The sequence below is a fragment of the Actinomadura sp. NPDC000600 genome, assembly GCF_040492135.1.
Classification (GTDB): domain Bacteria; phylum Actinomycetota; class Actinomycetes; order Streptosporangiales; family Streptosporangiaceae; genus Spirillospora.
Window position 1 is genome coordinate 1 of sequence record NZ_JBEUPD010000023.1, and the last position, 13,093, is coordinate 13,093.

At 66.0% G+C, this 13,093-nt stretch carries 8 protein-coding genes; 3 read left to right on the plus strand and 5 right to left on the minus strand.

Annotated elements, in window-relative coordinates:
- Positions 1-46: 46 nt before the first annotated feature.
- The 5 genes from ABWI07_RS28675 to ABWI07_RS28695 form a co-directional block, all read right to left on the minus strand.
- Positions 47-967 carry a hypothetical protein gene (locus tag ABWI07_RS28675; RefSeq protein ID WP_353820359.1) on the minus strand — a complete coding sequence of 307 codons (921 nt, stop codon included), beginning with the start codon at positions 965-967 and terminating at the stop codon, positions 47-49.
- Positions 968-1,058: 91 nt separating this feature from the next.
- Positions 1,059-4,508: an AAA family ATPase gene (locus tag ABWI07_RS28680; protein ID WP_353820449.1), complete on the minus strand. Its 3,450-nt coding sequence runs from the start codon at positions 4,506-4,508 to the stop codon at positions 1,059-1,061.
- A 5-nt stretch (positions 4,509-4,513) separates the two neighbouring features.
- Positions 4,514-5,872: a metallophosphoesterase family protein gene (locus ABWI07_RS28685; protein ID WP_353820360.1), complete on the minus strand. Its 1,359-nt coding sequence runs from the start codon at positions 5,870-5,872 to the stop codon at positions 4,514-4,516.
- Between the two features lie 71 nt (positions 5,873-5,943).
- The gene (locus ABWI07_RS28690) at positions 5,944-6,417 is read right to left on the minus strand and encodes a DUF4352 domain-containing protein (protein ID WP_353820361.1); all 474 of its coding nucleotides are present in this window, start codon (positions 6,415-6,417) and stop codon (positions 5,944-5,946) included.
- 159 nt (positions 6,418-6,576) lie between these two features.
- Positions 6,577-7,509, minus strand: a complete 933-nt coding sequence (locus ABWI07_RS28695) for an exonuclease domain-containing protein (RefSeq protein ID WP_353820362.1) — start codon at positions 7,507-7,509, stop codon at positions 6,577-6,579.
- A gap of 129 nt (positions 7,510-7,638) precedes the next feature.
- Between ABWI07_RS28695 and ABWI07_RS28700 the strand changes: the two genes are divergently transcribed.
- From ABWI07_RS28700 to ABWI07_RS28710, 3 genes are all read left to right on the plus strand, one after another.
- Positions 7,639-9,732 carry an N-6 DNA methylase gene (locus tag ABWI07_RS28700; protein WP_353820363.1) on the plus strand — a complete coding sequence of 698 codons (2,094 nt, stop codon included), beginning with the start codon at positions 7,639-7,641 and terminating at the stop codon, positions 9,730-9,732.
- Positions 9,733-9,809: 77 nt separating this feature from the next.
- Positions 9,810-11,813 carry a type I restriction-modification system subunit M gene (locus ABWI07_RS28705; protein WP_353820364.1) on the plus strand — a complete coding sequence of 668 codons (2,004 nt, stop codon included), beginning with the start codon at positions 9,810-9,812 and terminating at the stop codon, positions 11,811-11,813.
- On the plus strand, positions 11,810-13,093 hold the full coding sequence (locus ABWI07_RS28710; protein ID WP_353820365.1) for a restriction endonuclease subunit S: 1,284 nt from the start codon (positions 11,810-11,812) through the stop codon (positions 13,091-13,093). The genes ABWI07_RS28705 and ABWI07_RS28710 overlap by 4 nt, the downstream gene beginning before the upstream one ends.

A 13,093-nucleotide genomic window follows, 5' to 3' on the forward strand; every position in this document is an offset into this window, starting at 1 on the left:
CGCCACCACCAGCGAGACCCCCGCCGCTGTCTCGCCACCCTCGGCCTCACAATCGGACATCACGATCGATAACACGAGAACGCCGGAGCCCTGGGGATGACCGGAGGGCATAGGTATCGAAGACGATGGCCTCGGCGTTCATTTCGAGATACTCACGGCGGCCATGTACCGCCAGTTTTTTGATCTTTCGGATGTGACCCCCGACGTTCTCTCGGTACTGGTCCCTTGCCTTGAGAAGCTCTGCTCGCTTGGGCGCGATGGTTTCCCACACGTGCGGTGTGACCAATTCGAGCTCTTGCGCCTCACCGAGGGCGGTATCGACGGCTTTAACGAGTCCCTTAAGTGTGGACCACTGCTCGTGGTACATGGTCGTGAGTACCTGGCTCGTCAGCGCGATATTGGTCTTGACGAGGCCTGCGACCTCGCTCAGCTGCAACTGAAGGGCGACCATGGCCAGCGCCGGCCCGACGGCGGCCATCCTCTCCGCCGTGCTGACCTTAGTCAATGGGATGAAGCGGGCTTGATGAAAAAGCTTGCCGTTGAGGAATACTGCCCCGATGTTCGCGCCATCCTTGACGGCAAGCGTTCCGCCGGCGTTCAGTATGGCCCGCGTCGCGTCGGTAATCCGATAGATCCCGTCCACGCTGGCGAAGGCGTTTGCGAGGTTGCCGCCCAGGTTCGCCGCGTTTCCGGTCGAGGCGAGGAGCATCGTGATCTTCTCGCGGTCGGTGACCGGCAGGAGTCTAGAGTCGATCGGCTCAAGCTTGAGGTCGCGCTTGAGCTTTTCCGGGACGTCACCGAAGGCGAAAGCAACCCCTGGTAGCACCTCCGCCAAGACCGTCGATACCGCTGTTGATTCGTTGTCCGAGTCGGGTGTTGATTCGTCCACATCCGGTGAGATAGCGGTATCGCTCTGGCCGTTCTCATCAGGCTCGGAGTCATCCATCGAACCCGAAGTGTCCTGCATGCGTTTCTCCTTATGGGGGGGCGTCGGGGGTACCGGTGTTCGCTCGTGGATGACGACGGCACAGCGTGCCGTCCCTCTCGTGTCGTTCGGGCTAATTGGGCAGCTGGTGTACGTGGCACCGCCCCTCAGGTAGTTCCTTAGCAGCACTGCGGATGACGTGCTCGTGGTGCGTGAAGACGATGACCTGGAACCGGTCCGCCATGCCGTCCAGGACTCGTAGCGCCGCCTCGGTTCGCGGTTCGTCGAACGTCATGAAGATGTCGTCGACGGCGATGGGGAGGGCGTTGCCGACTGTGGCATGGCGCTCGAGAGTGGCCAGGCGCAGCGCCAGGTATAGCTGGTCGCGCGTGCCCTCACTCAGGGCGGTGGGTGCCAGCAGCTTTCCCGTGGACGACTTGGCGCGGATGCTCGGGCGCTCCTCGTCGGACAGTTCGAGCCCGGTGTAGCGGCCGAGGCTCAGACGGGTGAACATCTCGGAGGCCTGCGCCAGGACGGGTTCCTGGTCGCTGCTCCGGTACTCCTCTATGCAGGCCAGGATGGCGATCCTCGCGGCTTCCAGGCGCAGGAACTCTTCGGCGCCCTCGGCGAGTTCGGCACAGATCTGGGCGATGTCGGCCTCGGCGCGGGCGGCCTCGCCACCCCCGTTGAGACCGTCGAGCACCTGCCGTCGCGCCAGACGTTGTTCGAGCCAGGTGGCTTTGGCGTCCCCCAGTCCCTCGATATCACGGTCGAGTTCGGTGAGCTCGTCGGCGAGTTCCTCAGCGGACGTCTTGGCCGCCTGCTCGCGAAGGACGATCAACGCCTGCCCCGCCGGAAGCGTCCGCCGGATGTTCGCGAGAGCGGTGGATTTCTCTCTCAGGGCGGCGGCGCGCTGGACGGCCGCCTCCAGTTCGGCGATCGAGGAGAGGTCGAGGCGTGCGGAGAAGTCCTGCAAGCGGCTTTCCAGCCCGCTCAGTCCAGCCTCCGCGTCGCTCACCCGCTTGACGAGGTCGGCCTTTTGCTTGAGCAGGTTCGTGCGTTGCTTCGCGCCGTCCCGCTGCTCCTCCAGATCCTGCGCCAGCAGCTCGATGGCTTGGCGCCAGCCGGCGACGGCTGTCGGCACACTCCGGCCACAGGCACTGAGCGTGTTCTCCAGCAGCTGCCCGAACTCGGAGATCCGCTGCTCGCCTTGGAGGAGTTTCTGCTCCATCGCCTCCGCAGCATCGACGTCCGTCGCCACGTGGGACAGGCTTTCCAGGTCCGTGAGAGCGGTGTCGAAGTCGCGGTCGGTGGCGAGGCCTGCGCTGCTCAGGAACCGCTGCCATTGCCCATCGTGAACGGCCACGGCATTCTCGGCTGCGGCCTTCACCGATTCCGCTTCCTCGAGGTCGGTGTCCGCGTTGGCCAGGTCGCGCTGTTTGGCTTCTCTATCTCGGGCGATCTGCTGGTGTTCGTCAAGGCGTTCACGTGCCATCTCGACGATCTCGGCGAATATCGCGGAGGCCTGGGCTGTACCCACGGCGACCGGTGCGTCCTCATCGAGGCGCAGCAGGTGCTGGAGCCTGCCCGTGTGGGCGTCGAGGCGTTCGCGCTGGCCTTCGAGCTCGATGCGGACATCCTGGAGTTCTTGCGCGTCGACCTGGAGCCGGCCGAAGGCGTCCAGGACCTTGGTCGCCCCTTCGACATCGGGCGCAGGAGCCGGATACCCCTCCCACAGCGACTCCCAGCGCCGCTGGTCCAGCTCCTGTTCGGCGAGCACGTCCTCCACGGCCGTCTGATGGGCGGGTACCGCCGCTTCCAGGTCGGTGATCTCGCGCGAAAGCTCAGCCCGCTTGTTGACGCTCTCCGCATGCCGCAACATCATGTCGGCGGTGTCGTCGGCCCGCCGGACGGCCTCGCTGAGCGAATCCATGATGCTCGGATCGTCGCGGAACCGCGCGATGAGATCGTCACGCTCGACTCGGCGCGCTTGAAGCTCGTCGTGTGTCGGCGGCGCGTCATCGGTCACGAGCCGCTCGAGGTCGCGCCGGCACTTCGCCAGTTGCCGTTGCACGTCGTCGAGTTCTCTGGCGCGATCATCGAACCGCTGCTTGAGGTCGCGGAAGGCCTGCACGGCTCCGGTGACCTGCTCGTGGTCGGGGAGCCGGAGCTCCAGGACGTCGGCGGGGGCGATCTCGGGCAGTTCGAGCCGGTTCCGCGCCTGGCGGAACCGGCGGTCCAGCTTCTTCTCGTCGGCCTCCGTGTCGGCGAGCTTCCCTGGCAGGTCCGCGGGGATCGACGCGTACGCGTTCCGCAACTGCGAGGCATCCTCGCCCGCTGGGAGGGTGCTCAGCTCCTTACCGAGTCGCTCGTGCTTGTCGCGGCATCGCTTCACCGTGTCGTGCGCGTGATCGAGGTCATCGCGGAACGTCCGGCCCTGGTCCCGGAGCTCCCGTCCCTTCCTACGCAGAGCGTCCGGAATCCGGTAGAGCCCTTCGTCGGCCAGAGTCGCATGCGGGTGAACGTCACGCAGCCGCGACTCGGCTTGGTCCCGCTTGTCTGCGATCTCATCGGACGCCGAGTTCTGCCGATCCAGCTCGTCGACGATCGCCGTGATGCCCTTGGTCAACTGGTCGATCTCGGCGGCATGCGGGAGGAGCGAGTCGTCCTGCACCGTTTCAGAGAGTTGCCGCTCGGTTCCCTTGAGGAGGTCGGCGTTCGTCGAGTGCACGGCCTTGTGCTCGCTTCGCCGTTGGAGCAGTTCCGGGAGCTGAGCGCGGATATCGTCGGGGGCCACGGGCCCTTGGGCACTGATCTCCTCGATCTGTTCTTCGAGATCACGGCACTGATCCAGCGCGGGCAGGTTCTGCTGGAGTCGATGCTTGGCATCCCGCAACCGCTGCGCGGCCCGCCACTCGGCCTCGGTCTCGGCGAGGCGTCGCTCCGCCTCGGCGGCGGACTGTTCGGCCTCCCGGTACTGCTCGGGGCGGAGGGTCGCCTCGCGGGACCTCTGCCAGAGACCCTTCAGCCGGTCCAGCGCAGCATTGATCGCGGGCTTCTTTCCCTGCTTCAGGAACAGCTCGCGCTGGCGGAGCTCGATCTTGTCCAGGACGACGTTGAGGCGCATCCCAGACCGTGCGGCGGCGAGCAGTTGGGCCATGTCGCCCTGGCCGGAGGCGAGCAGTTCCCCGCCCTTGCGGAGTTCGGCGCTGTTGAGGGCGAACTCGGTGGTGAAGGTCTTGCGGTCGACACCGCCGAGGAAGGGGGCGAGCGCGTCTTCGCTGAGCGGGTTGCCGTCACCGTCCACGAGGTCGTCCTTGCGCTTCTTCCGGCGGACGATCTCCAAGGCCACCCCGTCGGCCGCTGAGAGCCGGGCACCGAGCCGTGTCCGGTTCCCGTGCAGGAAGGCGTAGCGGGAGTTGTGGTGAATGCCGTACAACAGCTGATCGAAAGCGCTGAGCGCCGTGGACTTGCCGGCTTCGTTGGGGCCGTAGACCAGATGGACGCCGGCCCTGCCCAGACCGTCCAGGCTGTGGCCGTTGAAGGCGCCGTAGGCGATCAGGTCGAGACGTTCTATGCGCATTCCGGTCACCGCGCTTCCTGCAGCAGGGACTCCACGAGTTGGTAAGCCTCGTCGGCCAGATTCCCGACCCACTCCGGGTCGTTCGGGGCGATGCCCTCCGGGCCTCGGATCTGGGCCGGGATCCTTCCGATGAGCGGGTGGCTCGAGAGCCTGGCCATCAGACCGTCTGGATCAGCGCCGAGCGCGGAGAGGGTGCGGCGAAGGTCGGTCAGGATCCCGGAGGTGCCCTCGGTCGAGTCGCCGCTGTCTTCACCGGACGTGTGGATCTTGATCTTCTCCAGCCACAGGTTCGGGTGGTGGCCGGCCGCCGCCCGGAGTTCGTTGAGGATCCTTTCGTGGTCACGCCACAGCGCGGCGTGCGCCGACGTCGCACCGGTGAGGGTCACCCGGACGGCGGTCAGCCGTTCCTCCGGGATCTCCTGGAAGCGCTGCTCGACGAGGCTGAGTACCTGGTCGATGTCGTCGCGGCCCGTGACGTCGACGTCGAGACTCTCCCAGCGGGCGGTGTCCAGGTCATGGTGCTCGACCGATTCGACCCGGAGGTCGGTGTCCACGGTGACGACGATGCAGCCCTTCGGTCCCGTCTCACGGGCGTGCCGTCCCTGGATGTTGCCGGGGTAGACGATCCACGGTTCCCGGCTGACGATCTGCTGGGTGTGGACGTGACCGAGCGCCCAATAGTCGTAGTCCCGCGCCTGGAGGTCCGCAACGGTGCAGGGCGCGTATCGCTTGTGGTCGGAGTAGCCGCCCTCGAGACCGGTGTGCAGCAAGCCGACGTTGAACAGGCCACCGTCACGCGCTGGATATCCGGCGGCCAGGTTGTCGCTCAAGTCCCATCGGGCGAAGCCTTGGCCGTGAACTGCAAGCCCCGCCTGTTCGTTCCGGACGGTCTCGGGCTTCCCCGTCGCGAAGACGTGCACATTGTCGGGGAGCTTGAGCGTGCGCATCGTGCGGTTCTGCGCGTCGTGATTGCCGGAGACCATGTAGACGGGGATGCCGGCCTGCCCGAGGAGTGCCATCTGCCGACTGAAGTAGAGGCCGGTCTGGTAGTCCTTCCACTCCCCGTCGTACACGTCGCCGGCCAGCAACACGGCGTCCACTGACAGGTCGGTCGCGAGCCGGACGAGGTTGCCGAGGGCTCTCCGAGTCGCCAGCCTCAGGTCGTCCTCCGGAGCTCCTTCGTAGCGGGACAGGCCCCGCAGTGGACTGTCGATGTGAAGATCGGCGGCATGCAGGATCTTCATGCTCTCCCTTTTCAGGTGGGGTCGGCGACCGATGCGGGGATGGCCCTGGAACTCCAGTGACCTGCGAAACGGTAGCCGCGTGTTGCGACTTGTCTGCTTAAAGAGACGAAACAGCGTCATGTGGTGACCGGGTTGGGCCATGAAGCGGCGTCTCGCATCACGAACCGCCTTTTCCTTGGCCCGGTCCTTGATCAGGCGACCTGGGCTCGCGCAGCCTCGGAGAACAGGGGGTTGGTCATCGCGACGACCTTCGGGCGGAAACTCCCCTTGGCGCACACGAGACCGGTCGCCTTCTCGCCGGGCGCAAGGCTCGTGGTGTCGATCTGGCCCTCGTACTCGCCGAGGGCGGAGCTGCTGTCGTGCTTGGTGTTCTTGGTGTCGGTGATGGAGAAGTAGAGCGGGTTGACTTCGAGCTGCTTCTTGGTCTGGTTGGTGACGATGACCTTGACGCAGGACAGGGCGCCGCCGTCGCTCAGGACGCTCTTGCTCGCGCGCGCCCGCTTGGCGGTGAGCTTGATCGGGAAGGCCTTGCCCTTGGACGCGGCGCCGCTCTTGCCCGCCGACTTGCCCGGGTCGGCCGACTGGACGGCGACCGGGTCCTCTTCGAGGTTGCAGCCGGCGGTGAGGACGGCGACCGCAGCGAGGCCAAGGATGATCTTGCGCATGGGGTGCTCCTTTGTGTCCGGGCACGTTCTGCATGGCGCCCTGGGGATGGGATTCGTGATGGAGGGGCGCCGCCGCCCGCTTAGGGGTAGGGCTGGTCAAGCGGACGGCGGCGCGTCTTCGGGGGAGCGGAGGCTGCGGCGGGCCTCCGCATGGGCTGGTCAGCCCTCGGCGACCGCGAGGAGCTCGTAGCACTCCTCGGCGTCGATGACCGTGATGTCGTGACCGGAGTCGCGGAGCCGCTCGGCCTTGGCGAGCTTGCCGGTCTTCTTCGCCCCAGGGGCGAGTTGGTGAGGCTCGATGCCGCCGACCACCAGCAGGTCGACGAACTTGGTGACGTGGGGGACGGTCCAGGCTCCGAAGGCGGCGATCCGTTCGGCGGCCGCCGTCCTCGTCATCCCTGGCAGTGATCCGGTGAAGCAGACGGTGAGTCCGTAGAACGGGTTGTCCGGGTCGGCGTTGGGCTCGGCGTCCGGGTACGGCTCGCGCCGTGAGGCTCCCCGGTACTTGCACCCCCGGCGGACGCCGCCGCGGTAGGAGCCCATCTGGATCCGGTGGACGGCCAGGAGGTCGTCAAGGGTGGCCGTTCCCTGCCGTCTCAGCGCGGCGAGCATCACCTGGGCCGCCGCCCGCGCGTCGTCGTCGGCGTCGTGGTGGTGCGGCAGTTCGATGCCCAGGGCGTCGGCGAGTACCGGGAGCTTGTAGGCGAGCAGGCCGGTCCAGGTCCGCCTTGCGACGACGAGCGTGCAGGCGAACCGGAGGTCCGGGACGCGGAGGCCGCTCGCCTGGCTCGTGTCGGCGAGGACGCCGATGTCGAAGGCCGCGTTGTGCGCCACGAAAGGGGTGCCGCCGGCGAACTGGACGATGTGCTCCAGCGTCTCCGGCCAGCCGGGGGCGTCTCTGACGCGGTCCGCCGTGATGCCGTGGATTCCGACGTTGTAGGCGTCGAAGTGGTCGTGTCCGTGCGGGGGTCTGATCAGCGATGACCACTCCTCGACGATCCGCCCTCCCTTCACCTTGACCAGTCCGACCGAGCACGGGCTTGCCCGCCGGGCGTTCGCCGTCTCGAAGTCGATCGCCACCCAACTCGTCATCCTCGCTCCTAGCGTCCAGCCGTTGAAAGCATGACCATGAGAGCATGACGTGAAAGCACTGTCAAATAGCTTCACGTCATTGGATGGTGTACAGTGGCGATGCTCCCGAAAGCTGACGAGGAAGTTCTGATGGCATCGCAGAGCGAGCAACTGACCGCCGCCGAGATCTCTCGGCTGGCCGGGGTGACGCGGGCGACCGTGAGCAACTGGCGCCGGCGCCACCCCGACTTTCCGCAGCCCAGCGGGGGGACGGAGGCCAGCCCCAGCTACAACCGGGCGCAGATCGAGGCGTGGCTCGACGCGCGAGGCCGCCTTCCCGCGCGCTCGTCCAGGGACGACCTGCGGGCGCACCTGCACGGGCGCCCGCCGCGTGAAGCCGAGGCCGTGGCCCTTTTCACGGCACACCTGGCCGGACTGGACACCAAGAAGCGCGCTGAAGCCGCGGCCCTGGACGACAACGCACTGATCGCGCTGTACGCGGAAGCGCTCTCGTCGACCGGAGCCGGTCAATCGGGCCTTGCGGACGTCCCCGCGCAGCTCCTGCGCTCGGCGGCGAAGGTGGCGCACGAGGAAGGCCCGCTTGCCGTCTTTGACGTCCTCGACGATCAGACCGAAGGACCGGTCGGCATCCGCGGGACGCATCCGACGTCGGAGGCGCTCGCCGACCTGATGGCCGGGCTGGCGACGTCCGAAGGCCAGCGTGTCCGCAGCGTTCTCGACCCGGCCTGCGGGGGCGGGCGCCTCCTCGCCGCGGCCGCGGCCGCCCTCAAGCCCGGCGCGAGCGTGAACGGCCAGGAGTATCGCCCTGTCACAGCGGCCCAAGCGAAGACCCGGCTGGCCGAGACGGCGCCCAAGGCTTCGGTAGACGTCAGGACCGGGGACAGCCTGCGCAACGACGCCTTCCCCGGGCTGCTTGTGGACGCCGTCGTGTGCAACCCGCCCTACGGTGACCGCGACTGGGGGCACGACGAACTCGCGCTCGACACGCGATGGGCCTACGGCGTGCCACCGCGCTCGGAGCCAGAACTCGCCTGGATCCAGCACGCATTGGCGCATCTGGCCGAGGGTGGCCGCGCCGTGCTGCTGCTCCCGCCAGCGACCGCGTCACGGTCGTCCGGCCGCCGCATCCGCTCCGAACTGCTGCGACAGGGGGCACTATGCGGGATCATCGCGCTCCCGCCGGGCCTCGCCGTACCGCACCACATCGGGCTTCACCTGTGGATACTGCGACGCCCCGAAGCCAGCCGCTCCGGCCCGGACCAGGTCCTGCTGATGGATGCCTCCGACGAGGCCGCCACCCCGGAGGAGCCGTCCATCCAAGGCAAGGCACCGGACACGGACAAGCTCCGTAAGACGATCCTCAGCACGTGGGAGGCGTTCATCGCGCCGACCGAGTTCACCGAGATCCCGGGGACCGCCCGTGCCGTGGCGACGATCGACCTCCTGGACGATCTCGTCGATCTCTCACCGGCACGGCACGTCCGCACGGCGCCGATAGTCACTCCCGACGCCGCCCTGCGCGACGTCCTGAAGCTCGCCGAGCGCCTCAAGGCCGACGTGGCCGCGCTGGCCGAGGCGAGCGAGATCGGGCCGCTGGCCTCGGCCGGGGAAGCGAGCCGCACCTGGCGCAGCGCCACGATCGCCGACCTCGCCCGCGGCGGCGCGCTCGCCGTCCACCGGGGAGTGCGGGCCTCCTCAGCCGATATCCCGCCCACCGACCTCGTGGACCGTCCCGTGCTCCGGGCCCGTGACCTGCTCGACGGCACGCGGGCCGGCGGCGACGCACGCGAGACGCCCTTGGCCGACCCGTTCGTCATCCAGGCGGGAGACGTCCTGGTCACCCAGGTCGTCGGCCCCCAGGGCGTCGCGACCCGGGTCGCCGGCGACGACGACGCCGGATGCCTGCTCGGCAACGGCGTATTCCTGCTCCGGCCCGACCCGGCACGTCTCGATCCGTGGTTCCTCGCCGGATTCGCCAGCGCACCCGACAACGTCAGCCAGGCGACGACCGGCAGCTCCACGCACCAACTCGTGGCGTCCCGCCTGCGCGTCCCTTTGCTCCCGCTGAACGAGCAGACCGCTTATGGCCAGGCGTTTCGGAAAGTCCAAGTCCTCAGGAGCAGTGCGCAAAGCGCTGCGACGTGCGCCAACGAGATGGCGGACCTCATAGCCACCACGCTTAGCAGCGGAGCGCTGTTGCCCCATGGAGCCGAGTTGCCGTGAGGGCCAGCGCCACGCCGCTCCGGTGAACCAGACTTGATAGTCCCTACCCAGGCCCGCAACACCATGAAGGGAACCCCTTGAACCCCAGCAAGCACACCGAACTGGTGAACCACGCCTGGTCGGTCGCCGACCTTCTGCGCGGCGACTTCAAGCAGTCGGAGTACGGCAAGGTCATCCTGCCGTTCACCGTGCTCCGCAGGCTGGAGACCGTCCTGGAGCCAACCCGGGCGGCCGTCCAGGAGACGGTGGAGCGGTTCAAGGACAAGGACATGGACACCGACCGGTTCCTCCGCCGCGCCTCGGGCCAGTCCTTCTACAACACCACCGGCTACACCCTCGAGAAGATCGCCAACGACCCGGAGCACGCGGCGACGAACCTCGCCAAGTACATCGCGGGCTTCTCCCCGAACGCGCGGGAAGTGCTGGAGAAGTACGAGTTCGCTCAGCAGATCAAGCGGCTGGACGGCGCGAACCTGCTCTACAAGGTCGTCGGACGCTTCGCCGACCTGGACGTCCGCCCCGAGGACGTGTCCAACCACCAGATGGGCTACTTCTTCGAGGACCTCATCCGGCGATTTTCCGAGCTCTCCAACGAGACGGCTGGTGAGCACTTCACGCCGCGCGAGGTCATCAAGCTGATGGTCAACCTGCTGGTGGCACCGGACGCCGATGCGCTCAGCGTCCCCGGCGTCGTCCGCAAAGTGCTGGACCCGGCCTGCGGCACCGGCGGGATGCTCAGCACGACCCAGGAGTACATCACTTCCCTCAACCCGGACGCGACCGTCGAGGTCTACGGGCAGGAACTCAACCCCGAGTCGTGGGCCATCTGCCGGTCCGACCTGATGATCAAGGGCCAGGACCCGGACCACATCGCGTTCGGCAACTCGTTCAGCGACGACGGCCACCGCACCGCCAAGTTCGACTACCTGCTGGCGAACCCGCCATTCGGCGTCGAGTGGAAGAAGGTCAAGGAGGAGGTCGAGCACGAGCACGAGACGCTCGGCGAGTCCGGACGCTTCGGGGCCGGGCTCCCGCGCATCAACGACGGCTCGTTCCTCTTCCTCCAGCACATGATCTCGAAGATGAAGCCGCGGGAGGCCGACGGCAGCCGCGTCGCGATCGTCTTCAACGGCTCCCCGCTGTTCACCGGCGCCGCCGAGTCCGGCGAGTCCAAGATCCGCCAGTGGATCATCGAGAACGACTGGCTGGAGGCGATCGTCGCCCTGCCCGACCAGCTGTTCTACAACACCGGCATCTCGACGTACTTCTGGATCGTTACCAACCGCAAGCACGAGGACCACGAGGGCAAGGTCATCCTGCTGGACGCCCGGGACTACTGGCAGAAGATGCGCAAGTCACTCGGCGACAAGCGCAAGGAGATCGGCGACGGCCAGGACGGCCGCCCCAACCACATCGCCGAGATCACTCAGCTCTACAGCGACGCCTTGGAGGTCGCCGACGACCCCGAGCATCCGCTGCACGGCAAGGTGAAGGTCTTCCGCAACCAGGACTTCGGCTACCACCGCATCACCGTCGAACGCCCCCTCAAGCTCCGGTTCGAGTTGACCGATGAAACCCTGGCGGCACTTGAGGCGACGAAGCAGGTCCAGAAACTCGGCTACGCGGAAGCTCTCACCAACGCGGTGCGCCCGCTCCTCGGTACCACCTGGCCGACCAAGGCGGACATGCTGAACGCCCTCATGGGCGCGGTGGTAGATGCCGGCCTCCAGTGGCCGCCCGGCGCGCCGTTCGCCAAGGCCGTCCGCGACGCCATCGGCGTCCGCGACCCCGAAGGCGAGACCCAGTACGTGCGCAAGGGCGTCATCGAACCCGACACCGACCTCCGCGACTACGAGAACGTGCCGCTGGACGAGGACGTCGAGGAGTACCTCAAGCGCGAGGTCCTCCCGCACGTCCCCGACGCCTGGATCGACCATCCCAAAACCAAGATCGGCTACGAGATTCCCTTCACCCGTCACTTCTACGTTTACAAACCCCCACGCTCCCTGTCGGAGATCGACGCAGAGCTCAAGACCCTCGAAGCCGAGATCCAGACCCTCCTCACCGAGGTAACCGAATGACACTGAACCGAACTAGGCTCAAATTTCATCTTCGAAGCTCAGATGCGGGAAGCTGGGGTGATGACCCGGCAGGTGAGGGCGGGGTGCAAGTCATTCGCTCAACAGAGATCACTCTGGACGGGAGAGTTAAGGCTAGCGAAGTAGCCCTACGAAGCCTTAGCGCCTCGGAAGCAGAACGCACGAAGCTGACCCCTGGCGACCTACTGGTTGTCCGTTCCAGTGGAAGCGACTCGCACCTTGGAAAGACCGGCTATGTCGACAAAGAATCAGAAGGCCGCTCCTTCTCAAATTTTCTGCAAAGACTACGCTTCAAAGAGACTCTCGACTCACGTTTCGCCTGGCACTTTCTAAACAGCACGGATTGCAAGCAGCAGATCCGACAACTCGGCTCCACGACGACTGGGCTGCAGAATCTTGGCGCCGCACTAATCGGGGAGATCGAAATACCGTCGTTTTCCCCAGAGGAACAACGACACATCAGCGACTTCCTCGATGCCGAGATCGACCGTATCGATCGATTTCAACAGAGTGCGGATAATCAACGAAAGTTGATTGAAGAACGCGCACGGACATGCTTCCACGCTAATGTAGCCCTCGAAGGAGGACCCGAACTTATCCGACTAGATCTAAGTTCCGTCAATTCGCCATGGAAAATTTTGCCGCTAAACCGGCTCCTGACGCAGCTCACCAACGGATACGTTGGACCTACCCGAGATATACTAACAAATCGCGGCATAAAGTACCTTCAATCTCTACACATCAAGGGGGGGCAAATTGACTTCACCCGACGTCCTTACTATGTGACTCCTGAATGGGCATCGGCACGTCCTCGAATCCGATTGCGCCACCACGATGTTCTCATCGTTCAAACAGGCGCCATCGGGGAAGTCGCTATCGTCGAGGATGATTATATCGGCGCAAGCTGCCACGCCCTCCTCATTGCACGCACGTCACCGGAACTGCTATCAGCCAAATACCTGTGGCATACCCTAAGAAGTGGCTGGGGAAATCAGCTTCTTCTGCGCGAGCAGACAGGCGCCCTACACCCGCATTTGGAGGCCGGCAAGGTCCGCTATGTTCGTCTACCGATCCCTCCTATACCAATTCAAGCACGAGTCGTAGCCAGGACCGAGGAGATCACGAGAGACATACGGTCAATAAATCGTGCTCTTCACCAGCGGAGTAGGTTGCTGACGGAGCGGCGGCAGGCGTTGATTACGGCGGCGGTTACGGGGCAGTTCGATGTGTCCACGGCATCCGGTCGTGGGGTTACGGAGTAG